This window comes from Variovorax sp. GW821-FHT09D04 (assembly GCF_059416405.1).
The window spans coordinates 546670-569643 of record NZ_JBWKPA010000001.1; the positions used below are offsets into that span (position 1 = coordinate 546670).

Below are 22974 nucleotides of genomic sequence, written 5' to 3' on the forward strand. Positions count from 1 at the left end.
CGTTCAGGCTTTTTGCTAGCTTCAATCAAGGAAATCTCATGAGCAAGAAAGTTGCATATGTCACCGGAGGCATGGGTGGCATCGGAACAGCCATCTGCCAGCGTCTCTACAAAGACGGGTTCACCGTGGTCGCAGGTTGCGGCCCCACGCGGGACTACGCCAAGTGGCTGGCCGAACAGAAAGCCGAAGGCTTCGAGTTCCACGCGTCGGTCGGCAATGTCGGCGACTGGCAATCCACCGTCGAGGCCTTCTCCGCCGCCAAGGCGGCCCACGGGGCGATTGACGTGCTCGTCAACAACGCCGGCATCACGCGGGACCGCATGTTCCTCAAGATGACGCCAGAGGACTGGAGCGCGGTGATCGAAACCAACCTCAACAGCATGTTCAACGTCACCAAGCAGGTGGTGGGCGACATGGTCGAAAAGGGCTGGGGCCGCATCATCAACATCAGCTCGGTCAACGGCGCCAAGGGCCAGGCCGGCCAGACCAACTACTCGGCGGCCAAGGCCGGCATGCACGGCTTCACGATGGCGCTGGCGCAGGAGCTGGCCAACAAGGGCGTCACCGTGAACACGGTGAGCCCGGGCTACATCGGCACCGACATGGTTAAGGCCATCCGCCAGGAAGTGCTCGACAAGATCGTGGCCACGATCCCGGTCAAGCGCCTGGGCGAGCCGAGCGAAATCGCTTCCATCATCGCGTGGCTCGCCACCGACGAAGGCGGCTACAGCACCGGGGCCGACTTCTCGGTCAACGGCGGCCTCCACATGCACTGAGCATGCGCGCCACGCCCTGAAAACAAAAACCCGCTTCGGCGGGTTTTTTCATTTGGGCCGGAACCACACCCACAGGACACACGACTTCAACCATCGAAAGCAACCCGGCACGAACCCTTTCTTCTGCGTTTTCCTTCATCTTTTCAGGAGGCAGTCATGGCACATACAACAAGCACAGTACCCAGGAAGCTCCCCCTTTACCGTTCCCTGTACGTGCAGGTGATCACCGCGGTGATCGTCGGCGTGCTCCTGGGGTACTTCTACCCCTCGCTCGGCGAGTCGATGAAGCCCTTGGGCGACGGCTTCATCAAGCTCATCAAGATGATCATCGCGCCGATCATCTTCTGCACGGTGGTGGTCGGCATCGCCGGCATGGAAGACATGAAGAAGGTCGGCAAGACCGGCGGGCTGGCGCTTTTGTACTTCGAGATCGTGAGCAGCATCGCGCTGGTGGTCGGCCTCGTGCTGGTGAACCTGCTCAAGCCGGGCGCGGGCATGAACATCGACGCGTCCACGCTCGACACCAAGGCCATCGCGGCCTACACCGGCCCCGGCAAGATGACCGGCACGGTCGACTTTCTGCTCAACGTGATTCCCTCCACCGTGGTCGACGCCTTCGCCAAGGGCGAGATCCTGCAGGTGCTGCTGATCGCGGTGCTGTTCGGCTTTGCGCTGCACCGTTTCGGCGGGCGCGGCACGCTGGTGTTCGACGTGATCGAGAAGGGCTCGCACGTGCTGTTCGTGATCGTCAACTACATCATGAAGCTCGCGCCCATCGGCGCCTTCGGCGCCATGGCCTTCACCATCGGCAAGTACGGGCTGGGCAGCCTGCTGTCGCTGGGCAAGCTCATGGGCACCTTCTATCTGACCTGCCTGCTGTTCATCTTCGTGGTGCTGGGGCTCATTGCGCGCTTTCACGGCTTCAGCATCTGGAAGTTCATCAAGTACATCAAGGAAGAGCTGCTGATCGTGCTGGGCACCTCGTCCAGCGAATCGGTGCTGCCGCGCATGATGGAGAAGATGGAAAACCTGGGCGCCCACAAGACCTGCGTGGGCCTGGTGATTCCGACCGGTTACTCGTTCAACCTGGACGGCACCTCGATCTACCTGACGATGGCGGCGGTGTTCATCGCGCAGGCCACCAACACGCCGATGACGCTCACACAGGAGATCACGCTGCTGGCCGTGCTGCTGCTCACCTCGAAGGGGGCGGCCGGCGTCACGGGCAGCGGCTTCATCGTGCTGGCGGCCACGCTGTCGGCGGTGGGGCACGTGCCGGTGGCGGGGCTGGCGCTCATCCTGGGCATCGACCGCTTCATGTCGGAGGCGCGCGCGCTCACCAACCTGATCGGCAACGGCGTGGCCACCATCGTGGTCGCCAAGTGGACCAACGAACTGGACACCGAGCGGCTGCAGGCCGGGCTCAACAACGAGAGCTGGGTCGAGTCGCAGGAGCCCGAGGAGCTGGTGAACGCGCGCGAATCGAAGATGGCGCAGTAGCGGGAGCAGGGCGCCGGCCCGCGCGTTTCGGTGCGGTGCGGCGCGTTTCGGTGCGCTTCAGTGCGCGTCAGTGCACCAGGGCCACCGCGAGCAGCGGCTGCGCCCTGGCATCGAGCTCGCGTTCGTGCAGCGGGGCGGCCTTGGCGTAGGCGCCCTGGGCGCGATGGGCCGCAGCCAGGTTCTGCCGGCTGTACAGCACGGCGTGTGCGTCGGGGCGCCGCTGCTTCTCGTGGATCGCCAGGGCGCGTTCGTACAGCGCAATGGCCTGGTCGAAGGCCTCGCGGCGGTAGTGCAGGCCGGCCAGCGCGCTCAGCGTGAACGCCACCATCGGGCTGTCGGGTCCGGCGGTCTTTTCCTGGATGGCGAGCGCAGCCGTGTACGACTGCGCGGCCCGGGTCAGCTGCCCCTGTCGCTGGTGGACGTGGGCCAGCAGCACGAGGCTGAGGGCCGCGTCGGCGGACTCGACCCCGCCCGTGCGTCGCGCCGTCTGCAGCACCTGCTGCGCCAGCTCGAGCGTGCCGACGTCGTAGCAGTTGGCGTTGATGCGTTGCACGAGTTCCTGGCGCAGCGCGCGCCATTCGGGGTTGCCGTCCTGCGCGTGCAGCGCGCCGAACTGCGAGGCCGCCAGGACGACGCCGGCGGCAAGCCATGCCTTCGCGAATTTCATGGGGCCGAATCTAGTGGCCCGGCCCGAAAAACGAATACCTCGTTCATGGGAGTCCGCGCCCGCGGGGCAGGGCCCCGGGGCGTGGACGGCGCTGGCGCCCCGCCTCAGGCGAGATCGAAGCGGTCCAGGTTCATCACCTTGGTCCAGGCGGCCACGAAGTCGTCGATGAACTTCTGCTGGCTGTCGGAAGCGCCGTAGACCTCGGCGATGGCGCGCAGCTGCGCGTTGGAGCCGAACACCAGGTCGACGCGTGTGCCGGTCCACTTGAGGGTGCCGGTCTTGCGGTCGCGGCCTTCGTATTCCTCCTTGGCGTCCGACACAGCCTTCCACTCCGTGCCCATGTCGAGCAGGTTCACGAAGTAGTCGTTGCTCAGCGTGCCGGGCGTCTTCGTGAAGACGCCGTGGCGCGCCTGGCCGACGTTGGTGTCGAGCACGCGCAGGCCACCGACCAGCACCGTCATCTCGGGCGCCGTGAGCGTGAGCAACTGCGCCTTGTCGATCAGCAGCGCTTCGCCGGGCACGCTGTAGCGGCCCTTCAGGTAGTTGCGGAAGCCGTCGGCCGCGGGCTCCAGCGGCTCGAACGAGGGCACGTCGGTCTGTTCCTGCGAGGCGTCGGCACGGCCCGGCGAGAAGGGCACCTTCACTTCACGCCCGCCATTGCGCGCGGCCTGTTCCACGCCCGCACCGCCGGCCAGCACGATCAGGTCGGCCAGCGAGATCTTCTTGCCGCCGGTCTGTGCCGCGTTGAACTCGCTCTGGATGCCTTCGAGCACCTTCAGCACCTGGGCCAGCTGCGCGGGCTGGTTGACGGCCCAGTCCTTCTGCGGTGCCAGCCGCACGCGGGCACCGTTGGCACCGCCGCGCATGTCGGAGCCGCGGAAGGTGGAGGCCGAGGCCCACGCCGTCGACACCAGCTGTGCGGGCGTGAGGCCCGAGGCCAGCACCTTCTTCGTCAGCGCCGCGACGTCGTTGGCATCGACCAGCGGGTGGTCGACGGCCGGGATCGGGTCTTGCCAGATCAGCTCTTCGGCCGGCACCTCGGGCCCGAGGTAGCGGGCGCGCGGGCCCATGTCGCGGTGCGTGAGCTTGAACCAGGCGCGCGCGAAGGCGTCGGCGAGCTGGTCGGGGTTGGCCAGGAAGCGGCGCGAGATCTTTTCGTAGGCCGGGTCCAGGCGCAGCGACAGGTCGGTGGTGAGCATGGTCGGCGCGTGGCGCTTGGAGGCGTCGTGCGCGTCGGGGATGGTGCCGGCTCCGGCGCCGCCCTTGGCCACCCACTGGTGCGCGCCTGCGGGGCTCTTGGTCAGCTCCCATTCGAAGCCGAACAGGTTCTCGAAGAAGTTGTTGCTCCACTTCGTGGGCGTGGTGGTCCACGTCACTTCGAGGCCGCTGGTGATGGTGTCGCCGCCTTTGCCGGTGCCGAAGCTGTTCTTCCAGCCGAAGCCCTGGTCTTCGAGGCCGGCGGCTTCGGGTTCCTTGCCGACGTTCGAGGCCGGCCCCGCGCCGTGCGTCTTGCCGAAGGTGTGGCCGCCGGCGATGAGCGCCACGGTTTCCTCGTCGTTCATGGCCATGCGGGCGAAGGTGTCGCGGATGTCGTGGGCCGCGGCGATCGGGTCGGGGTTGCCGTCCGGGCCTTCGGGGTTCACGTAGATCAGGCCCATCTGCACGGCGCCCAGCGGGTTCTCGAGGTTGCGCGTGTGCGGCACCTTGCTGTCGTCGTCCTTCACGAGCACGCCGCGGTCTTTCTCGACGCCGGGCGAGCCCTGTGCGTATCGCACGTCGCCGCCGAGCCAGGTCTTCTCGCGGCCCCAGTACACGTCCTGGTCGGGCTCCCACACGTCGGGGCGGCCACCGCCGAAGCCGAAGGTCTTGAAGCCCATGGTCTCGAGCGCGACGTTGCCGGTGAGGATCAACAGGTCGGCCCAGGAAATCTTCTGGCCGTACTTCTGCTTGATCGGCCACAGCAGGCGGCGCGCCTTGTCCAGGCTCACGTTGTCGGGCCAGCTGTTGAGCGGCGCGAAGCGCTGCTGCCCGCGGCCGGCACCGCCGCGGCCGTCGCCGATGCGGTAGGTGCCGGCGCTGTGCCAGGCCATGCGGATGAAGAGCGGGCCGTAGTGGCCGAAGTCGGCGGGCCACCAGTCCTGCGAGTCGGTCATCAGTGCGGCGAGGTCTTTCTTCACCGCGGCGAGGTCGAGGCTCTGGAAGGCCTTGGCGTAGTCGAAACCGGCGCCCAGGGGATCGGATTTGGAGGAGTGCTGGTGCAGCAGGTCCAGGCGCAGCTGCTCGGGCCACCAGTCGCGGTTCGTGGTGCCGGCGCCGGTGGCCTGGCTGAACGGGCACTTCGCTTCGGTTTTCTCGTTGCTCATGGGGAGGCTCCTGTTGTTGGGGGGACGGGGGGACCGCTCAAATTCTGGATGAGAAAGGTGTCGATGCGAATAGAAGTGCTTTATGCCTACGATAGTTCGCGTCGCTTCCGTAGGGGTGTAGACGCAGGCCCGTAGAAGCCTGCGGGCTTCAAAGGTTGGGGGCCGTTCCTGCAAAATGGACCGATGCCCCACAGCGTCTCCCTCATCAATACGATTGCCGCCGGCCTGGGGTTGGCGCTGGTGTTCGGCTTTCTCGCGGCGCGGCTGCGATTGCCGGCGCTGGTGGGGTACCTCCTGGCGGGCGTGATCATCGGCCCGTTCACGCCCGGCTTCGTGGCCGACGCGGGCATTGCCGCGCAGCTGGCCGAGATCGGTGTGATGCTGCTGATGTTCGGCGTGGGCCTGCATTTTTCGCTGGCCGACCTGCTCGCGGTGCGCAAGATCGCGCTGCCCGGCGCCATCGCGCAGATCGTCGTCGCCACGCTGCTCGGCGGCGGCCTGGCGGTGTGGTGGGGTTGGAGCTGGGGCGCGGCGCTGGTGTTCGGGCTGGCGCTGTCGGTGGCGAGCACGGTGGTGCTGCTGCGCGCGCTCGAGAGCCTGGGCATCCTCGATTCCTTCACCGGTCGCATCGCGGTGGGCTGGCTGGTGGTCGAAGACCTCGCGATGGTGCTGGTGCTCGTGCTGCTGCCGCCGCTGGCGGGCGCGCTGGGCAGCACCAAGGTCGACACCAGCGGCGACCCCGTCTGGCAGACGCTGGGCCTCACGCTGCTGCAGGTTGGCGGCTTTGTGGTGCTGATGCTGGTGGTGGGGCGGCGCGTGTTCCCGTGGATCCTCTGGCAGGTCACGCGCACCGGCTCGCGCGAGCTGTTCACGCTGTGCGTGGTGGCGGCGGCCGTGAGCATCGCCTTTGCCTCGGCGGCGCTGTTCGGCGTGTCGTTCGCGCTGGGCGCCTTCTTCGCCGGCATGGTGATGCGCGAGTCGCAGTTCAGCCACCGCGCGGCGCAGGAGTCGCTGCCGCTGCGCGATGCCTTTGCCGTGCTGTTCTTCGTGTCGGTCGGCATGCTGTTCGACCCCTCGGTGCTGCTGGAGCGCCCGCTGCAGGTGCTGGCCGTGGTGCTGGTGATCGTGCTGGGCAAGTCGCTCGCGGCCTGCGCGCTGGTGCTGGTGTTCCGCTACCCGCTGGCCACGGCGCTCACCGTGAGCGCGAGCCTGGCGCAGATCGGCGAGTTCTCGTTCATCCTGGCCGGGCTGGGCGTGTCGCTCGGCCTGCTGCCGGTGGAAGGCCAGAGCCTGGTGCTGGCGGGCGCGCTGATCTCCATCGCCACCAACCCGCTGTGGTTCAGCCTCATCGCACCGCTGCAGAAATGGCTGCACGCGCATTCGAAGTTCGCACGCGAACTCGACGCGCGCAGCGACCCGCTGGCCGAACTGCCCATGACCACCGAGGCCAAGTACCTGTCGCGCCAGGTGGTGCTGGTCGGCTACGGCCGGGTGGGCCGGCGCATCGCCGCCGAGCTCGAGACCAACGACATCCCCTACGTTGTGGCCGAGCAGAACCGCGAGCTGGTCGAGAAGCTGCGAGAGGCCGGCATCCCCGCCGTGTGGGGCGACGCGGCCGACCCGGCGGTGCTGATCCAGGCGCACGTGGCGCGCGCCCGCGTGCTCGTGGTGGCCACGCCCGACGCCATGAACGTGCGCCAGATGATCGAAACCGCGCGCACGCTGAACCCCACCATCCAGACCGTGGTGCGCAGCCACAACGAGCAGGAAGCCCGCCTGCTGGCCGCCGAAACCGACGCGAAGGTGTTCCTGGGCGAACAGGAACTCGCCCAGGCCATGGCCCGCGATGTGGTGCAGCGCGCCGCCGCGATGGCGGTGCCGGCTTGACGATTCAAAGGTCCTCGATCACCAGCGTGCGATAGCGCTCGGCGATCGAGTAGGGCACGGTACGCACCAGTTCCATCACGCGCTCGGCGATGGCGCCGTCCTTGGTGCGGATCAGCAGGCCCGTGTGGCCTTCGTGGGCCAGCTGGATGAAGGCGCGCACCGTGTCGCCGTCGGTGCCGGCGGAGGGCAGGGGACTGTGCGAGGCATGCACGGTCGGCGCGATTTCCGCCAGGACGGTTTCGGCCGGTATCAGGTAGACCTCGTCGCCGCTCACGATGCCTTTCGCGATCAGCCCGTGGCCGATGCGGCTGGCGTCTTCGACGCTCGGAAACATCACCAGGGAGTAACCGGTCGGGTAGAACGCGCCACCGAAGGCGGCGCGCATGTTGGGTTCAAGCGTGAAATGTTTCATGCTGACTCCTTGTTCTGATGCAACTCCCCACCCCTAACATTAGGCCGCGCGGCGTCCATGCACTGTAGGAGAAGCCCTAGTACTGACAACCGCGCCGGCCCCTTGCCCGTTCAAAGGCGGGTTCATTTCCTGTTTCATTTCTCTGATCGTCATGCCTTCGCCGAGAGACATCGCACTCACCGTCCACGAACTGGAAGAAGGGGAGTTCTACTGGGTGCTGATGGAGGCCGTGGACGGCTCGCCCGGCGACTCCACCCATGTGTACGTGCCGCTCGAAGCCGCCCACGAGCCCTACGCCACGTATTCGAACGCACTGGTGGCCGGCGTGGCGGTGCTGCGGCGGCTGTTCGGGCCCGACGGCAAGCCCGTCTGACGGGGCCCGCAAGGGCGTTGCCGCAGGGCGCTCCCTATAATCCCGGCGGTTGGAAACATTGGTTCACACCGGTGTCGTCCAACACCCCACGGTTCGAAGGTGCCCTGCACGACCAGTCACAGGATTGGCGGCGGGGTTAAACGGGAAGCAGGTGCGAGGCGTCGTTTTTTCGAACGACCCTTCCATTCCTGCGCTGCCCCCGCAACGGTCAGCGGACATCGACACCCTCAGGTCCCGGCGATTCTTCGCCCGGGCAGCCACTGCGCTTCGGCGTGGGAAGGCGAGGGCTTCGGCGCCGAGGTGCATGCATTGCATCCCGACGCACTCCGCGAGCCCGGATACCGGCCTTCGCAACCGCCTTCGGATGCTGCGGGAGTGCGTGTCCGGGCCTGCCGCTTTTCCCTCGCGCGAAACGGCACCGCCCCTCGTCTCTTCTCCCTCGGCGTCCGCGATCGGTCAGGAGCCTGCGGGGACGCGGGCCGGAGGAGAAGTCGGATGAATCGCATTGCATCGCCGCCGCGCGATCGCTCGGGCCCGCCCCTGCAACGGGCGCGCCTTTCGGGTCTTTCAGGTCTTTCGCTGGGGCTCGGCCTCGCTTGCGGGCCAGTTCTCGCCCAGTCGGGCGACACGGCCGGTCGCCCCAGCCTCACCCCCGTGCAGGTCGAAGCCAGCCGCCACACGCCGCTGGCCCTGGACGAGCCCACGCAGACCGGCAGCCGCCTGGGCCTCACGCCGCTCGAAACGCCGGCCAGCATCGAGGTGCTCACTGGCGACGCGATCCGCGCGCGCGGCGATGTGTCGGTGGTCGAGGCCGCGAGCCGCGCCACGGGCATCACGGGCTCGCCCGCGCCGGGCAACGGCGGTTCGTCGCTGTCGGCGCGCGGCTTCAACGGTCATGGCTCGGTGATGCAGCTGTACGACGGCACGCGCCTGTACGTGGGCGCGGGCACCGTCACCTTCCCGTTCGACACCTGGTCGACCGACCGCATCGAGGTGCTGCGCGGCGCCGCCTCGGTGATGTTCGGCGAAGGCGCCATCGGCGGCGCGATCAACGTGGTGCCCAAGAAGCCCACGCGCGGCCCGATTCGCAACGAGGCGCTCGTGACCGTCGGCTCCGACGCCACGCGCCAGGTCGCCTTCGGCAGCGGCGGGGCGATCAACGGCATGCTCTCGTACCGCTTCGACATCAGCCACCGGAAAACCGACGGCTTCATGCGGCGCGGCGAGGCCGAGAGCCTGGCGGTGGGCGGCGCCGTGCGGCTCGACGTGTCGCCGCGGTTGCAGTTCACGCTCTCGCACGACGAGGGCCGCCAGACGCCGCAGCGCTACTTCGGCGTGCCGCTCGTCAACGGCCGCCTGAGCAGCCTGAACCGCGAACAGAACTACAACCTCGACGACGCCGAGGTCAAGTACCGCGACCGCTGGACCCGCCTCGATGCGCAGTGGACGCCCAACGACGCCGTCACCGTGCGCAACCAGCTCTATCGCCTGGACAGCAAGCGCCACTGGCGCGACAGCGAAACCTACACCTACAGCGCCACCACGAACCGCGTGACGCGCGGCGACTACCTGGAGATCGGCCACGACCAGGAGCAGATCGGCAACCGCACCGACGCCACCTTCAAGCACGCGCTGTTCGGCCTGAAGAACCAGGTGCTGGTGGGCTTCGATGTGAACCGCATCGACTTCCTGAACTCGAGCGACACGCCCTACGGCGGGCGCTCGGTGGTCGATGCCTTCGTCTTCAACCCCGGCACCTACGTTTCGCCCACGCCCTACCTGCCGCGCTACAAGACCAAGACCCGCACCTACGCCTTCTTCTCCGAAGACAAGCTGGCCTTCAACGAACACTGGTCGGTGGTCGGCAGCCTGCGCTGGGACCACGCGAAGATCGTGCGCACCGACCCGCAGAACCGCGCCCCGCGCCTGGACAAGACCTTCGAGTACGCCACCGGCCGCCTCGGCGTGGTCTATGCGCCCGACGCCGCGCAGTCGTTCTATGCGCAGGTGGCGCGCGCGGCCGATCCGCTCACCGGGCTCATCAGCACCTCGGCCACGCAGGTGCCGTTCGAGCTCAGCGTCGGCAAGCAGGTCGAGGTCGGCTACAAGCGCCAGCTGGCCGAGGGCCGCGGCGCCTGGAGCGTGGCCGCCTACCGCATCGAGAAGACCAAGCTGCTGTCGCGCGACGCGAACGACCCGACCGTCGTGCAGCAGATCGGCAAGCAGTCGTCCGAAGGCATCGAGGCCACGCTCGACCTGGCGCTCACTTCCACGCTGCGTCTCGAAGCCAACGCCGCGCGGCTGCGTGCGCGCTACGACGACTTCAACGAGGCGGTCGGCAAGTCGCTGGTCTCGCGTGCGGGCAACACACCGGCCGGCGTGCCCCAGGTGGCGGCCAACCTGTGGCTGCACTGGCGCTTCCTGCCGCAGTGGGAGGCCGAGCTCGGCGTGCGCCACGTCGGCGCGCGGCAGGTCGATGCGGCCAACACGCGGCAGATCGGTTCGTACACCGTGGCCGACGCGGGCGTGAGCTGGCAGGCGAACCCGTCGCTCAAGCTCGCGCTGCGCGCCTTCAACCTGGCCGACCGCAAGTACCCGGTCTCGTTCTCGAACGGCGGCAACCAGTGGTTGCTGGGCCGGCCGCGCTCGTTCGAGCTGTCGGCGTTCGTGACCTTCTGAACACGCACGGCCCCATGAGCACCACATGGCAACGCGCATGGCCCCCGCTGCGGCGGGCGCTGTACTGGACGCACCGATGGCTGGGCATCGGCGGCTGCCTGCTGTTCGTCATGTGGTTCGTCTCGGGCGTGGTCATGATGTACGTGGGGTACCCGAACCTCACGGACGAAGAGCGGCTCGCGGGGCTCGGCCCGGTGCGCTTCGCGCAGGCGGTGGTCACGCCGTCCGCCGCACTTGATGCGTTGCCGCCCGCGGTGCGCGCGCAGCAGCCCAGGCGCATGGCGCTGGAGATGCAGGCCGGCGCCGACGCGCAGCCCGTGTGGCGCATCGTCGATGCACGCGGCGGGCGGCATGTCGTGTCCGCGCGCGACGGCCGTGTGCTCGGCCCGGTCGATGCGGCGCAGGCCGAGGCCATCGCCCGCGACTTCTCCGCACAGCCCGGCGCACGCTGGGCCGAGACGCTGGAGCGCGACCAGTGGACCGTGCCGCAGGGCCTGAACCCGCTGCGCCCGCTGCACCGCATCGAAACCGGCGACGCGGCGGGCACCGAGCTGTATGTGTCCTCGCGCACCGGCGAGGTGGTGCGCGACACCACGCGCACCGAGCGCTTCTGGAACTGGCTGGGCGCCGTGCCGCACTGGATCTACTTCACGCCGCTGCGCGCCGATCCGCCGCTGTGGCACGACGTCGTCGTGTGGCTGTCGGCCGCGTGCATCGTCTCGGCCGTGACGGGCATCGTCATCGGCATCCTGCGCATCCGGCTGCGGCGGCGTTTTCGCAGCGGCGCGGTCACGCCGTACACCGGCTGGATGGCCTGGCACCACATCGCCGGGCTGATCGGCGGTTTCTTCGTGCTGACCTGGATCGTGAGCGGCTGGCTCTCGATGAACCCCAACGGCTGGTTCCAGCGCGCGCCCGCCGATGCGGCTGCGATGGCGCGCTACACGGGCGCCGGTGCATCGCCGTTCCCCTGGCCGCCGGCCGTGGTGCCGGCAGGCGAGGGCGCTGCCGCACCGCGCGAAGTCTTGCTGATGGGGTTCGACGGCAAGCCGCTGCTGCAGCTGCGCGATGCGCAGGCCCGCGTGCAGGTGGTCGATGCCGCCACCGGCGCACCAGCCGTCATCGCCCGCGAGGACATCGTGCGCGCCGCCGCCCGTCTGCGTCCCGGCGCGACGATCACGCAGGCCACCTTGCAGACGCACGAAGACTTCCACTGGTACGGCCACCACCGCACGCGCGTGCTGCCCGTGTGGCGGCTCGAGTTCGACGACGCCGCGCGCAGCTGGCTCTACATCGACCCGACGAGCGGCCAGGTGGCCGGCAGCAACGACCGCAACGCGCGGCTGCGCCGCTGGCTCTTCAACGCCGCGCACAGCCTCGACTTTCCCTGGCTCATCCAGTACCGGCCGGCCTGGGACTTCGTGGTGTGGTTCCTGTCGGTCATCGGCGTCGTCGCTTCGGCGAGCGGCGTGGTGATCGGCTGGCGGCGGCTGCGGCGCAAGCCAGGGCCTTCGCCTGTTCAACGGGGGCTGCAAGGCTCCCGGGTTTCATGACGGGGACTTGCGCAAGCCAGTCCATCCCCCAACAATCAACTTTCGCACTGCGGTGCATTTCAGGAGGTGCGCATGCACATCGAACCCGGACTCGTCGACGGATCCAAGATCTTCCTCAGCTATGCCACGGGGGCGGCTGCGCTGGCTTACACAGGCAAGGTCGCCTTCGACACCTTGCGCAAGGACGGCCCCATCGGCCTGCTGCTGCGCTCGGTCTTCACCGTGATGCTCGTGTTCTGCTTCTTCGAGGTGTTCCCGCACCATCCGGTGGGCGTGTCCGAGGTGCACCTGATTTTGGGCACCACGCTGATGCTCCTCTTCGGGCTCGCGCCCGCGGCCATCGGCCTGGCCGGCGGCTTGCTCATCCAGAGCCTGTTCTTCGCACCGCCTGACCTGCCGCAGTACGGCATGAACGTCACCACCTTGCTCGTGCCGCTGTTCGCCACCGCCGCGCTGGCCCGCCGCATCATTCCCGCGAACATGGCCTACGTGGACATCAGCTACCAGCAGGCCTTCAAGCTGTCGGTGGCCTACCAGGGCGGCATCGTGGTGTGGGTAGGCTTCTGGGCGCTCTACGGCCGCGGCACGGGCCTGGAAAACCTGGGCCAGATCGCCAGCTTCGGCGCGGCCTACATGACCGTCGTGCTGGTCGAGCCGCTGGTCGATCTGGGCGTGCTGGCCGCGGCCAAGGCCTGGCGCCGCCTGCAGGGCACGGCCCTGGTCGAGCGCCGCCTGTACAGCGCCGTCTGATTCGCGCCGGCAGCCCCTCGTTGAAGAGGGCGTGCCGTTCGCCGGCGCGTGCGCCACGCACGCGCCGCGCGCCCGATTCCCCGTGCGCCTTGCGCGCCTGAAAGCATTCACTCCATGACACAAAGCAACGCCAAGATCCCCGTCACCATCGTCACGGGCTTCCTCGGCAGCGGCAAGACCACGCTGCTGCGCCACATCCTCGGCAATGCCGAGGGCCGCCGCATCGCGGTGGTGGTCAACGAGTTCGGCGAACTCGGCATCGACGGCGACATCCTGCGCGGTTGCGGCATCGGCTGCGACGACGAGGGCAACGAGCGCGAAGGCGCGCTGTACGAGCTGGCCAACGGCTGCGTCTGCTGCACCGTGCAGGAAGAATTTTTGCCCGTGATGCTGCAGCTGGCAGAGCGCCGCGACCAGATCGACGCCGTGCTCATCGAGACCTCGGGCCTGGCGCTGCCCAAGCCGCTGGTGCAGGCCTTCCAGTGGCCCGACATCGCGAACATCTTCACCGTCGATTCGGTGGTCACCGTGGTCGACGGCCCCGCCGCCGCCTCGGGCCAGTTCGCGGCGAACCCCGCGCAGGTCGACGTGCAGCGCCGCGCCGACCCCAACCTGGACCACGAATCGCCGCTGCACGAGCTGTTCGAAGACCAGCTCTCGGCCGCCGACCTCGTGGTGCTCAACAAGACCGACCTCATGGACGCCGCCGCGCGCGCGCAGGTCGAGGCGCTGGTGCGCGAAGAGCTGCCGCCCGAGGTGAAGATCGTCGGCGCCACCGAAGGCAAGCTGCCGCTGGCGCTGCTGCTGGGCCAGGGCCGTGCCGCCGAAAGCACCATCCACCTGCGCGAGAGCCACCACGACCACGAGGAAGACCACGACCACGACGAGTTCGACTCGCTCGTGATCGAGCTGCCGCCCGTGGACCGCGACGGCCTCATCGCCGTGCTGACCACGTTGGTCGAGCAACACACCATCTACCGCGTGAAGGGCTTCGTCGCCGTGCCGAACAAGCCGATGCGCCTGCTGGTGCAGGGCGTGGGCCGCCGCTTCGACCACCACTTCGACCGCCGCTGGCGCGACGGCGAGGCGCAGCGCACGCGCCTCGTGTTCATCGGTGAAGACCTGGACGAAGGCGCGTTGCGCAAGGCACTGGAAGGCGTGGCGGCCGTTCCCGTCTGACCGCATGCACCTGCTGAGCACCCAGCCCGGCCGCTTCGTCGAGGACGATCCGAGCGTCGTCACCCGGCTCGACCAGACGCCGGGCGACATCGTGGTGCTCAGCTCGGCCGACACCACGCTCGCGCTGCTCGCCGCCGCACGCACGGCGCTGGCGGCCACCGACCCCGGCTACCCGTCGCTGCGGCTGGCCAATCTCATGCACCTGCGCCAGCCTGCGTCGCTCGACCTGTACGTCGACGAGGTGCTGCGGCATGCGCGCGTGGTGGTGGTCGACCACCTGGGGGCCGAATCGGCCTGGGCCTATGGGCTGCAGCAACTCGAGAAGCTTGCGAAGCGCCAGGGCCAGCAGCTCGCGATGTTCTCGGGCGACCTGCAGGAAGACGAAGACCTGCTCGCGCGCGGCACCGCGGCGCGCGGCGTGAGCCGGCAGCTGTGGCAGTACCTGCGCTCGGGCGGTGCGGGCAACGCGGCGCAGTTCCTGCGCGCGGTGGCCTTCCACGGACTGGGCCACGGCGAGGCGCCCTTGCCGCCGCGCAGCCTGCCGCAGGTGGCGCTGCATGTGCCGGGCGGCATGGACGCGACGCACACGGTCGCGGGCATCGACGACCTGCGCGCGGGCTGGCATGCGGATGCGCCCGTGGTGGCACTGGTGTTCTATCGCTCGCACCTGCTGTCGGGTAACACCGAAGCCTTCGACGCGCTGGCCGCCGCGCTGCATGCGCAAGGACTGAACCCGCTGCCCGTGGCGCTCGAATCGCTGAAAGACCCGCTGTGCCTCTCCGCACTGCGCGCCCTGTGCAGCGAACACGACGTGCAGCTGGTGCTCAACACCACCGCCTTCGCCGCGCTGGGGCAGGGCGCTTCGGACGAGAGCGGTGAACCCATGGCATTGGCCGGCGACGCCCCCGTGCTGCAGGTGATCGTGAGCGGCGGCAACCGCGAAGACTGGCTGGCCGACAGCCAGGGCCTGCGCCCGCGCGACATCGCGATGCAGATTGCCCTGCCCGAGATGGACGGGCGCATCGTCACGCGTGCCGTGAGCTTCAAGGGCCTGTCGCACCGCTGCGAACTCACGCAGACCGAGGTGGTCGGCTACCGGCCCGAGCCCGACCGCATCGCCTTCGTGGCCGAACTCGCGCGCCGCTGGTGCAGCCTGCGCCGCCTGCGCGCCGACGAGAAGCGCGTCGCGCTCATCCTGGCGAACTACCCCGGCAGCGAAGGCCGCATCGGCAGCGGCGTGGGGCTGGACACGCCGGCCTCGGTGATGGCCATCCTGCGCACGATGCAGGCCGAGGGCTACACGCTCGACACGCTGCCTGTGGACGGCGACGCGCTGATGCGCACGCTGCAGGAGGGCATCGCCAACGACCCCGCGCAGTGGGCCGCGCGGCCTGCGTGGCAGAGCTACGCGCTCGCCGACTACCGGGTCCGCCTCGCAGCGCTGCCCGAGGGCATGGCCGCCGCCATCGATGCGCAATGGGGCCCGCCCGAGCACGACCCGATGCTGCGCCAGGGCCGTTTCATGATCGCCGGGCTGCGGCTGGGCCGCGTGTTCGTGGGCATCCAGCCCGCGCGTGCGCTGGGACCGCTGGGCCTGGCCGACTATGCGAGTTACCACGACGCCGAGCTGGTGCCGCCGCACAGCTACCTCGCGTTCTACTTCTGGCTGCGCGATGTGTTCGCCATCGACGCGGTCGTCCACGTCGGCAAGCACGGCAACCTCGAATGGCTGCCGGGCAAGAGCCTCGCGCTGTCAGCCACCTGCTGGCCCGACGCCATCCTCGGGCCGCTGCCCAACGTGTACCCCTTCATCGTCAACGACCCCGGCGAGGGCGCGCAGGCCAAGCGCCGCACGCAGGCCGTGATCGTCGACCACCTGATGCCGCCGCTCACGCGCGCCGAGAACCACGGCCCGCTGCAGGACCTGGAGCGGCAGGTCGACGAGTACTACGACGCCCTGCTGGTCGACGCGCGCCGCGCCAAGGTGCTGCGCGCCCAGATCCTCGCGACCGTGCGCGCGCAGCACCTGGTCGAAGAACTGGGCCTGCCGGGTGCGGAAGACGATGCCGTGCTGGCGCGCGTCGATGCGTACCTGTGCGAGCTGAAAGAAACCCAGATCCGCGACGGCCTGCATGTGTTCGGCGATTCGCCGCGCGCGCGGCTGCGGCGTGACACGCTGCTCGCGCTCGCGCGCTTTCCGGCCGGCGACGGCGCAGGCGAGAACGCCGGGCTGCTCGGCGCGTTGGCGGCCGACCTGTTGCCCGGCGACGCCTTCGACCCGCTCGACATCGACGCGGCGAAGCCCTGGCAGGGCGCGCGGCCCGCGCTGCTGGCGGCCGTGAGCGACGAAGCGTGGCGCCACCAGGGCGACACGCGCGAGCGGCTGGAGCTGCTGGCGCAGCAGCTGCTCGAAGCGAACAGCTGTCCGCCCGGACTGCCGCGCACCGCCGCCGTGATGGGGCGCATCGCGCACCGTCTCGCGCCCGCGCTCGATGCGTGTGGCGGGGAAGAACTGCGTCAGCTGTCGCGCGCACTGCAAGGCCGCTTCGTGCCGCCGGGACCGAGCGGTTCGCCCTCGCGCGGCCGGCCCGACGTGCTGCCGACCGGGCGCAACTTCTACGCCGTCGACACGCGCGCCATCCCCACGCCCACGGCCTGGATGCTCGGGCTCAAGTCGGCCGCGCAGCTGGTCGAACGCCACCTGCAGGAGCATGGCGACTACCCCGTGGCGCTGGGCCTGTCGGTCTGGGGCACGGCCACCATGCGCACCGGCGGCGACGACCTGGCGCAGGCCTTCGCGCTCATCGGCGTGCGGCCCAAGTGGGCGCCGGGCAGCCAGCGCGTGGTCGATTTCGAGGTGCTGCCCACGGTCGGCATCGGTCGTCCGCGCATCGATGTCACGCTGCGCATCTCGGGCTTTTTCCGCGACGCCTTTCCCAATGCCGTGCAGATGTTCGACGCGGCCGTGCAGGCCGTGGCCGCGCAGGAGGACGAAGACGCCGAGCGCAACCCGATCCGCGCCCGCATCCTGCGCGAGGCCGCCGCGCTCGAAGCGCAGGGCCTGGCACCCGGCGAGGCACGCACGCAGGCCGGCTGGCGCGTGTTCGGTTCTGCGCCCGGCAGCTATGGCTCGGGCCTGCAGCCGCTGTTCGACCATGGCGACTGGCAGACCGACGACGACCTGTCGAAGGCCTACGTCGGCGGCAGCGCCCATGCCTACGGCCAGGGCAGCGACGGCGTGCCGGCGGGCGATGCGCTGGTGCGCCGGCTGCGCGCCATGAACGTCGTGCTGCAGAACCAGGACAGCCGCGAGCACGACCTGCTCGACTCCAACGACTACTACCAGTTCCAGGGCGGCATGGCCGCCGCCGTGCGCCACCTGAGCGGGCAGCAGCCTGCCATGTACCACGGCGACCACGGCAACCCGCAGGCCCCGCGCGTGCGCACGCTGAAGGAAGAAATCAGCCGCGTGATCCGCGCGCGCGTGGTCAACCCCAAGTGGATCGACGGCGTGAAGCGCCACGGCTACAAGGGCGCCTTCGAGATGGCCGCCACGGTCGACTACCTCTTCGGCTTCGACGCCACCGCGCGCGTGGTGGGCGACCACCAGTACGCGATGGTGGCCGACGCCTACGTGCTCGACGCCGCCACCCGCGACTTCGTGAACGCGCACAATCCGCGCGCGCTGCAGGACATGCTCAACCGCCTGCTCGAAGCCATGCAGCGCGGCCTCTGGCAGTCGCCCGGCGACTACAAGGACCAATTGGAAAACCTGCTGCTCGACCACGAGCAGCAGATGGAAGGAAGCCCCCGATGACCACAGCCGCCCCGATGCCGGTGCCGTTCCCCTTTGCCGCGATCGCCGGCCAGCCGCAACTGCGCCAGGCGCTCTTGCTGGCCGCGGTCGATCCCGCGCTGGGCGGCGTGCTCATCGAAGGCCCGCGCGGCACCGCCAAGACCACGGCCGCGCGCGCACTCGCCGAGCTGCTGCCCGGCGCGCCCTTCGTCACGCTGCCGCTGGGTGCGAGCCTCGAGAGCCTCGTGGGCACGCTCGACCTCGGGCAGGCGCTGGCCGGCCACGAACTCAAGTTTGCGCCCGGCCTGCTGGCGCGCGCGCACGGCGGCGTGCTGTACGTCGACGAGATCAACCTGCTGCCCGACGCGCTGATCGACTCGCTGCTCGACGCGGCGGCCAGCGGCGTCAACGTGGTGGAGCGCGACGGCATCTCGCATCGTCATGCCGCGCGCTTCGTGCTCGTGGGCACCATGAACCCGGAGGAGGGCACGCTGCGCCCTCAGCTGCTCGACCGCTTCGGCCTGTGCGTGCGGCTGCGCAACCTGCAGGACGCGGCCGAGCGCCAGGCCATCGTGCGTGCGCGGCTGGCCTTCGATGCCGATCCGCATGGCTTTCGCGCGGCGCATGCGAAGGAAGAGGCTGAACTCGCGGCGGCGCTGGTGCGTGCGCGCGCCCTCGTGGCGGACGCGGCGGCTCTGCCGTACGGCGATGCGGTGCACGAAGCCGTCGGCGCGCTGTGCATTGAGGCCGGCGTGGACGGCCTGCGCGCCGACCTCGTGATGCTGCGCTCGGCGCGTGCGCTCGCGGCGTGGGAAGGCGCGGCATCGATCACCGACGACCACGTGCAGCGCGTCGCCGAGGCGGTGCTGCTGCACCGGCGCCACCCGGCGGCTGATGCGGCGGTGGCGCCTCCCATGGCGTCCCCCGCACCTCACCGCAACCCGGGCGATGCGCCCGCACGCGATGCCGGCGACGGCGACTGGGGCGCGATGCCGCCCGAGCCCGTCGGCATCGAGCGCGTGAAGCCGCTGCGCCCGCTGATCTCCGCTTCCCAGGCCGCCCCAAAAAAAGCCTGAGCCTCCGGGACGCCGCACCCGCTGGCGCACGCCAGGGTGACCGGAGGCAGGGCACGCAACGGGACGCCTGGCACGGCGCCGCCGCGCCCGGCACCGCGTTCGACTGGCCGCGCACGCTCGTCGCCCGCGGCGCGGACCGCCTGCAGGCCGCGCACCTGCGCCACCGCCCGCAGGAGGCGCGCAGCGGTGCCTTGCATTGCTTCCTGCTCGACTGTTCGGCCTCGATGCGCCACGACGGCCAGCTCGCGCGCGCCAAGGGCCAGCTGCTCGCGCTGATGCAGGAGGCCTACCAGCGGCGCGACCATGTGGCGCTGCTGTGCTTTGCCGGCGACGTGGTCGAGCTGCGCCTGCCGCCGCGCCGCGCCAGCGCCTGGAACGACGACTGGGTCGCGCCCATCGTGGCCGGTGGGGGTACGCCGTTGGCGCTCGGCGTGCTGCGCGCGCAGCAGCTGCTGGCAAAGCACGAGAGCCGCCAGCGCTGGCTCTGGCTGCTGACGGACGGCCGCAGCAACGAAAGCCCTGCGCGCCCCGCCGCGGCGGACGTCGCCTGCGTGATGGACTTCGAGCGCGCCCGCACGCCGCTGCACCGGGCCCGGCAGCTGGCCGCACAGTGGGACGCGCGCTACCTGAGCGCCTGAATCACAGGATCGCGATGCGCGCCCCGGCGCTCGTGGATCGACTTGGGGCGAGAAGGGGCATCCGCCGCGCGGCGTACCGCTGCAGGCGGCGCCTTCGATACTGCGTCGCTCCCAACGAACCCCAGGAAACCCCATGTCCGTCACTCCCCGCCGCGTGGTGCGCGAAGGCGCGTTCAAGCACATCATTGCCGACGGTGTGGAGGTCGGTGACACGATCTATCTTTCGGGCCAGGTGAGCGTGGACGACGAGGGCCGCACCGTCGGCGCCGGCGACATCGCGGCGCAGGTGCGGCAGGCCTACGCCAACGTGCGCAGCGTGCTCGCATCCTTCGGCGCCTCGATGGCCGATGTGGTGGACGAAACCCTGTTCGTCACCGACATCGACGGCTTCCTCGGCCAGGCCGAGGCGCTCTTCGCCTTGCGCGCCGAGATGTTCGGCGGCGAGCCGCAGGTGTCGCAGACGCTGGTGCAGGTGGCGCGGCTCGGCAGCCCGGACTGGCTGATCGAGATCAAATGCATCGCCAGAACAGCTGCAGCCTGAAGGGCTGAAGGCCTGTTCCGCCAGGCAGTTCGGGTACCGTACGGCATGCGTCCGAAACCCCGTCTCCTGGCCCTTGCGTTGACCCTGGCCATGCCCGCCGCCTTTGCCCAAACCGAGGCGGCCGCGCAGCCGTTGAGTGCCGAAGAATGCAAGGCGCAGGAAGCCGTGCTGGAGCGCGACATGGCCCTGGCCCGTTCCCGCGGCCAGATGCTGCGCCGGCGCGAGCTGGCCGACACCTTGAGCGCGCTGCAGCTGCGCTGCCAGGCGTTGGCGCCGATGAGCCGCGAAGCGCGCATCGAGAAACTGGAACGCGAGATCCGCGCGCTGCGCACCGAGCTCGAACGCGCGGAGGCGCAACTGCGCAGCGTGAAGAGCGAGTCGCCCTGAGCCTTGGCGGCTCGCCGCTAGGTCACCAGGGCAGGTCGCTGAGTTGCCTGCGCGGGTCTGACGCAGCCGGCGCCACATCGGCCGCTGTGGCCGGCCCGTCTTTTTCCGCCACGGCCTCGACCGGCGCCAGCATCGTCCCGCGGCAGTTCGGCGAGCCGCAATGGCAGGGGTACTTCGATGGCGGCGAGCCGTCGTCGGCCGTGAGCGAGTAGTCGATGAAGAGCTCGTCGCCGGCCTCCACCGCCTCCATCGTCTGGAAGCGCAGCACCATCTCGCCCGCCTCGTCGTACTCCTCGACCGCCTCGCAGTTCGGCTCGCAGGAATGGTTCAGGTGGCGCGTGGCGTTGCCGCCCTTGGCGCCGTCGATGGTCTCGCCGGTCGTCAGCGTGAACAGGTAGGTGAGCTGGTCGTCCCAGAGCTTGGAGGCGACTTCCTGCTTGGTGTAGCGGCGGCCTTCGTACAGGCCCAGGAAGGCTTCGGCCGGCAGGTCGCGCGTGGCGAAGGCGCCCAGGCCATGCACGCCGCTGGGGCCCACGCGGATGAAAGGGGTGGACGAGGTTCGCTTGGGGGACTTCATGAACGGACGGGGCGCGAGGGATCGGAAGAAAAGGTGGGCTGGGGCTGGAGTGTCGCGGTCATCTCGATCTGGCGTATGACAACGGTGGCGCCGCGTGCGGTCAGAGCGCGGTGCAGCGCGCTGCCCTCGGGCTCGTCGACCAGCCGCCAGCGCGCACCGGGGCGGGCCTGCGCGAGCATGTCGAGCAAGGCGTGGGCCGAGGCTTCATCGGGCGCGGCGGCGTCCAGCAGCATGTGCAGCGGCAGGGCCGGCGGCAGGAGGATGGCGTAGCCGCCCGTGGCCCCGCCGAGGGCCACGGCGCCGTCGTGCGCGAGCGCGCCTTGCACGGTCGGCCACTCGCGGCGCCAGGTGGGGCGCGAGACGGCGGTGCAGGCCGCATGCAGGGCGGCGAGTGCGTCGGTGTCGGGCGCCGTCGAAGCTGCATCGGCGCGAGGTTCGAAGCTGCCTTCGAGCACCTCGAGCGTGCGGGTTTCGATGAAGCCCGCCTGCCGGTAGAGCTGCCGCGCCGGGTTCTGTTCGATGACTTCGAGCTGCACTTGCGCGATGCCGGCCGCCGACAGGTCGCGCAGCTGCGCCTCGATGAGCTGCTTCGCCAGCCCCCGGCGGCGCTGTGCGCTCGCGATGCCGAAGCCCGCGAGGTAGGCGCGCGGCCCGCGCCGGCCGACGAGCGAGAGGCCGCAGGCCTCGCCGTCGACGACGCTCACGCGCGAGAGGCCAAGGTCGGCCTGGGCGCGCCGCACGTGCCGCTCGAACATCGCGCGGTCGAATGCGATCGGCACGAAGTAGTCCTCGTAGGCGCGGTTCCAGAGGGCGGTGAGTTCGTCGGTGCCGAAGTTCGCGGCGGGAACGATGTCGAGATGCATGGCGTGCTTGCGGATCAGTTGCGCGGCGCGTCCAGCGACGCGAGGCAGTTCACGATGGCGTCGGCCGCCTCGTCGAGCCGGGGGCCGGGCCGCATCATCAGGTCGAAGCGCGCCGAGGCAAAGCTGCAGACGCGCCCGCGCTGGATGGCCGACATGGCCGACCAGCCGGGGCGCCCCGCCATGGCCGAGATTTCGCCCAGGGCCGAGACCATCAGCACGTCGGGGTTGGCGCGCACCACGAACTCGGGGTTCATTCGGGGGAAGGGGCCGAGCGAGCCCGGCACCGCGTTGGCCAGGCCCAGGCGCGCGAGGGTCTCGCCGATGAAGGAGCTTTCGCTCGCCGCCGCCACGCCGCCGTGCACCTCGAAGTACACGCGCCGCCCCTGCCAGTTCAGCGGCACGCGGGCGCGCGCTGCGTTCAGCCGGGCATCGAGGGTGCGCCAGAAGGCCTCGCCCGCGCCCGGCTTGCCGGTGGCGCGGGCCACGGTTTCCATCACGCGGCGCATGTCGGCATGGGTCTTGGCGTCGAGCGCCAGCACCTTGATGCCCAGGCGCTCCAGCGTCTCGGCGGCGCGGCTGCGCGGGCGCAGCAGCACGAGGTCGGGTTTGAGCGCGACGATGCGCTCGATGTTCGCGTCGTCCATGCCGCCCACCTGCGGCAGGCCCTTCACCGCCACCGGCCAGTTGGCGTGGCGGTCGATGCCCACGAGCCGGTCGCAGGCGTCGAGCGCGCAGACCGTCTCGGTGAGCGAGGGCATCAGCGACACGATGCGCCTGGCGGGCGCCTGCAGCTCGAGCACGCGGCCGCGGTCGTCTTCCAGCCGGATGGCGCCCGCGTGCGCGGCCGGGCCGAGGCCCAGTGCCACGAAGGCCGCGGCCCGGGCGATGTGGCGGAAGGCGGTTGAAAAGGGCGGGCGCTGGGGCAGGGCGTTGGAAGTCATCGGGGCGGGCGGAGTC

At 69.8% G+C, this 22974-nt stretch carries 19 protein-coding genes and 1 riboswitch; of the genes, 13 read left to right on the plus strand and 6 right to left on the minus strand.

What is annotated here, in order from left to right; genetic code table 11:
• The first annotated feature begins 38 nt into the window (after positions 1 to 38).
• On the plus strand, positions 39 to 776 hold the full coding sequence (gene phbB / locus AC07O4_RS02425; RefSeq protein ID WP_062480872.1) for an acetoacetyl-CoA reductase: 738 nt from the start codon (positions 39 to 41) through the stop codon (positions 774 to 776).
• Between the two features lie 156 nt (positions 777 to 932).
• Complete coding sequence (locus AC07O4_RS02430; RefSeq protein ID WP_062480874.1) at positions 933 to 2276, plus strand: dicarboxylate/amino acid:cation symporter; 1344 nt, start codon at positions 933 to 935, stop codon at positions 2274 to 2276.
• Between the two features lie 67 nt (positions 2277 to 2343).
• On the opposite strand, the gene AC07O4_RS02435 is transcribed toward AC07O4_RS02430, so the two are convergent.
• Both AC07O4_RS02435 and katG read right to left on the minus strand, forming a co-directional pair.
• The gene (locus tag AC07O4_RS02435) at positions 2344 to 2943 is read right to left on the minus strand and encodes a tetratricopeptide repeat protein (RefSeq protein WP_495303657.1); all 600 of its coding nucleotides are present in this window, start codon (positions 2941 to 2943) and stop codon (positions 2344 to 2346) included.
• Between the two features lie 104 nt (positions 2944 to 3047).
• A complete protein-coding gene (katG, locus tag AC07O4_RS02440) occupies positions 3048 to 5306 on the minus strand; it encodes a catalase/peroxidase HPI (RefSeq protein WP_495303658.1) in 2259 nt (752 codons plus the stop codon).
• A 183-nt stretch (positions 5307 to 5489) separates the two neighbouring features.
• On the opposite strand from katG, the gene AC07O4_RS02445 reads away from it, so the two are divergent.
• A complete protein-coding gene (locus tag AC07O4_RS02445) occupies positions 5490 to 7193 on the plus strand; it encodes a cation:proton antiporter domain-containing protein (RefSeq protein ID WP_495270617.1) in 1704 nt (567 codons plus the stop codon).
• A 4-nt stretch (positions 7194 to 7197) separates the two neighbouring features.
• On the opposite strand, the gene AC07O4_RS02450 is transcribed toward AC07O4_RS02445, so the two are convergent.
• Positions 7198 to 7605: a hypothetical protein gene (locus tag AC07O4_RS02450; RefSeq protein ID WP_070061115.1), complete on the minus strand. Its 408-nt coding sequence runs from the start codon at positions 7603 to 7605 to the stop codon at positions 7198 to 7200.
• Positions 7606 to 7756: 151 nt separating this feature from the next.
• Here AC07O4_RS02450 and AC07O4_RS02455 point away from each other — a divergent pair, with 151 nt between their 5' ends.
• From AC07O4_RS02455 to AC07O4_RS02500, 10 genes are all read left to right on the plus strand, one after another.
• Positions 7757 to 7978: a hypothetical protein gene (locus AC07O4_RS02455; protein WP_062480886.1), complete on the plus strand. Its 222-nt coding sequence runs from the start codon at positions 7757 to 7759 to the stop codon at positions 7976 to 7978.
• A gap of 81 nt (positions 7979 to 8059) precedes the next feature.
• Positions 8060 to 8342: riboswitch (cobalamin riboswitch) on the plus strand.
• A gap of 290 nt (positions 8343 to 8632) precedes the next feature.
• Entirely contained in the window at positions 8633 to 10657 is a 2025-nt protein-coding gene (locus AC07O4_RS02460) for a TonB-dependent receptor (protein ID WP_495303659.1), read from the plus strand.
• Between the two features lie 14 nt (positions 10658 to 10671).
• Positions 10672 to 12210 (plus strand): PepSY domain-containing protein, encoded by a 1539-nt coding sequence (locus tag AC07O4_RS02465; protein WP_495303660.1) that lies wholly within the window; start codon positions 10672 to 10674, stop codon positions 12208 to 12210.
• 72 nt (positions 12211 to 12282) lie between these two features.
• On the plus strand, positions 12283 to 12960 hold the full coding sequence (locus tag AC07O4_RS02470) for an energy-coupling factor ABC transporter permease (RefSeq protein WP_062480892.1): 678 nt from the start codon (positions 12283 to 12285) through the stop codon (positions 12958 to 12960).
• Between the two features lie 114 nt (positions 12961 to 13074).
• Complete coding sequence (cobW, locus tag AC07O4_RS02475; protein ID WP_495303661.1) at positions 13075 to 14139, plus strand: cobalamin biosynthesis protein CobW; 1065 nt, start codon at positions 13075 to 13077, stop codon at positions 14137 to 14139.
• A 4-nt stretch (positions 14140 to 14143) separates the two neighbouring features.
• Positions 14144 to 17956: a cobaltochelatase subunit CobN gene (cobN, locus tag AC07O4_RS02480; RefSeq protein ID WP_495303662.1), complete on the plus strand. Its 3813-nt coding sequence runs from the start codon at positions 14144 to 14146 to the stop codon at positions 17954 to 17956.
• Positions 17953 to 19011 carry a magnesium chelatase ATPase subunit I gene (locus AC07O4_RS02485; RefSeq protein WP_495303663.1) on the plus strand — a complete coding sequence of 353 codons (1059 nt, stop codon included), beginning with the start codon at positions 17953 to 17955 and terminating at the stop codon, positions 19009 to 19011. The genes cobN and AC07O4_RS02485 overlap by 4 nt, the downstream gene beginning before the upstream one ends.
• A gap of 191 nt (positions 19012 to 19202) precedes the next feature.
• A complete protein-coding gene (locus AC07O4_RS02490; RefSeq protein ID WP_495303664.1) occupies positions 19203 to 19649 on the plus strand; it encodes a vWA domain-containing protein in 447 nt (148 codons plus the stop codon).
• Between the two features lie 133 nt (positions 19650 to 19782).
• Complete coding sequence (locus tag AC07O4_RS02495; protein ID WP_495303665.1) at positions 19783 to 20190, plus strand: RidA family protein; 408 nt, start codon at positions 19783 to 19785, stop codon at positions 20188 to 20190.
• A gap of 90 nt (positions 20191 to 20280) precedes the next feature.
• On the plus strand, positions 20281 to 20577 hold the full coding sequence (locus tag AC07O4_RS02500) for a DUF1090 family protein (protein ID WP_495303666.1): 297 nt from the start codon (positions 20281 to 20283) through the stop codon (positions 20575 to 20577).
• A 22-nt stretch (positions 20578 to 20599) separates the two neighbouring features.
• Here AC07O4_RS02500 and AC07O4_RS02505 read toward each other — a convergent pair whose 3' ends face one another.
• From AC07O4_RS02505 to AC07O4_RS02515, 3 genes are read right to left on the minus strand one after another with little or no spacing between them, the layout of a single operon-like run.
• Positions 20600 to 21154 carry an SET domain-containing protein gene (locus AC07O4_RS02505; RefSeq protein ID WP_307693206.1) on the minus strand — a complete coding sequence of 185 codons (555 nt, stop codon included), beginning with the start codon at positions 21152 to 21154 and terminating at the stop codon, positions 20600 to 20602.
• On the minus strand, positions 21151 to 22017 hold the full coding sequence (locus AC07O4_RS02510) for a GNAT family N-acetyltransferase (RefSeq protein WP_495303667.1): 867 nt from the start codon (positions 22015 to 22017) through the stop codon (positions 21151 to 21153). Before AC07O4_RS02510 ends, AC07O4_RS02505 begins: the two co-directional genes overlap by 4 nt.
• Positions 22018 to 22031: 14 nt before the next feature.
• Entirely contained in the window at positions 22032 to 22958 is a 927-nt protein-coding gene (locus tag AC07O4_RS02515; RefSeq protein ID WP_495303668.1) for an ABC transporter substrate-binding protein, read from the minus strand.
• Between the last annotated feature and the right edge of the window lie 16 nt (positions 22959 to 22974).

What these genes read in the sequence shown, in the direction of transcription:
- phbB (WP_062480872.1), top strand. Translation starts at nt 39, where the DNA reads ATGAGCAAGAAAGTTGCATATGTCACCGGAGGCATGGGTGGCATCGGA.
- AC07O4_RS02430 (WP_062480874.1), top strand. Translation starts at nt 933, where the DNA reads ATGGCACATACAACAAGCACAGTACCCAGGAAGCTCCCCCTTTACCGT.
- AC07O4_RS02435 (WP_495303657.1), bottom strand. Translation starts at nt 2,943, where the DNA reads ATGAAATTCGCGAAGGCATGGCTTGCCGCCGGCGTCGTCCTGGCGGCC.
- katG (WP_495303658.1), bottom strand. Translation starts at nt 5,306, where the DNA reads ATGAGCAACGAGAAAACCGAAGCGAAGTGCCCGTTCAGCCAGGCCACC.
- AC07O4_RS02445 (WP_495270617.1), top strand. Translation starts at nt 5,490, where the DNA reads ATGCCCCACAGCGTCTCCCTCATCAATACGATTGCCGCCGGCCTGGGG.
- AC07O4_RS02450 (WP_070061115.1), bottom strand. Translation starts at nt 7,605, where the DNA reads ATGAAACATTTCACGCTTGAACCCAACATGCGCGCCGCCTTCGGTGGC.
- AC07O4_RS02455 (WP_062480886.1), top strand. Translation starts at nt 7,757, where the DNA reads ATGCCTTCGCCGAGAGACATCGCACTCACCGTCCACGAACTGGAAGAA.
- AC07O4_RS02465 (WP_495303660.1), top strand. Translation starts at nt 10,672, where the DNA reads ATGAGCACCACATGGCAACGCGCATGGCCCCCGCTGCGGCGGGCGCTG.
- AC07O4_RS02470 (WP_062480892.1), top strand. Translation starts at nt 12,283, where the DNA reads ATGCACATCGAACCCGGACTCGTCGACGGATCCAAGATCTTCCTCAGC.
- cobW (WP_495303661.1), top strand. Translation starts at nt 13,075, where the DNA reads ATGACACAAAGCAACGCCAAGATCCCCGTCACCATCGTCACGGGCTTC.
- cobN (WP_495303662.1), top strand. Translation starts at nt 14,144, where the DNA reads ATGCACCTGCTGAGCACCCAGCCCGGCCGCTTCGTCGAGGACGATCCG.
- AC07O4_RS02485 (WP_495303663.1), top strand. Translation starts at nt 17,953, where the DNA reads ATGACCACAGCCGCCCCGATGCCGGTGCCGTTCCCCTTTGCCGCGATC.
- AC07O4_RS02495 (WP_495303665.1), top strand. Translation starts at nt 19,783, where the DNA reads ATGTCCGTCACTCCCCGCCGCGTGGTGCGCGAAGGCGCGTTCAAGCAC.
- AC07O4_RS02500 (WP_495303666.1), top strand. Translation starts at nt 20,281, where the DNA reads ATGCCCGCCGCCTTTGCCCAAACCGAGGCGGCCGCGCAGCCGTTGAGT.
- AC07O4_RS02505 (WP_307693206.1), bottom strand. Translation starts at nt 21,154, where the DNA reads ATGAAGTCCCCCAAGCGAACCTCGTCCACCCCTTTCATCCGCGTGGGC.
- AC07O4_RS02510 (WP_495303667.1), bottom strand. Translation starts at nt 22,017, where the DNA reads ATGCATCTCGACATCGTTCCCGCCGCGAACTTCGGCACCGACGAACTC.
- AC07O4_RS02515 (WP_495303668.1), bottom strand. Translation starts at nt 22,958, where the DNA reads ATGACTTCCAACGCCCTGCCCCAGCGCCCGCCCTTTTCAACCGCCTTC.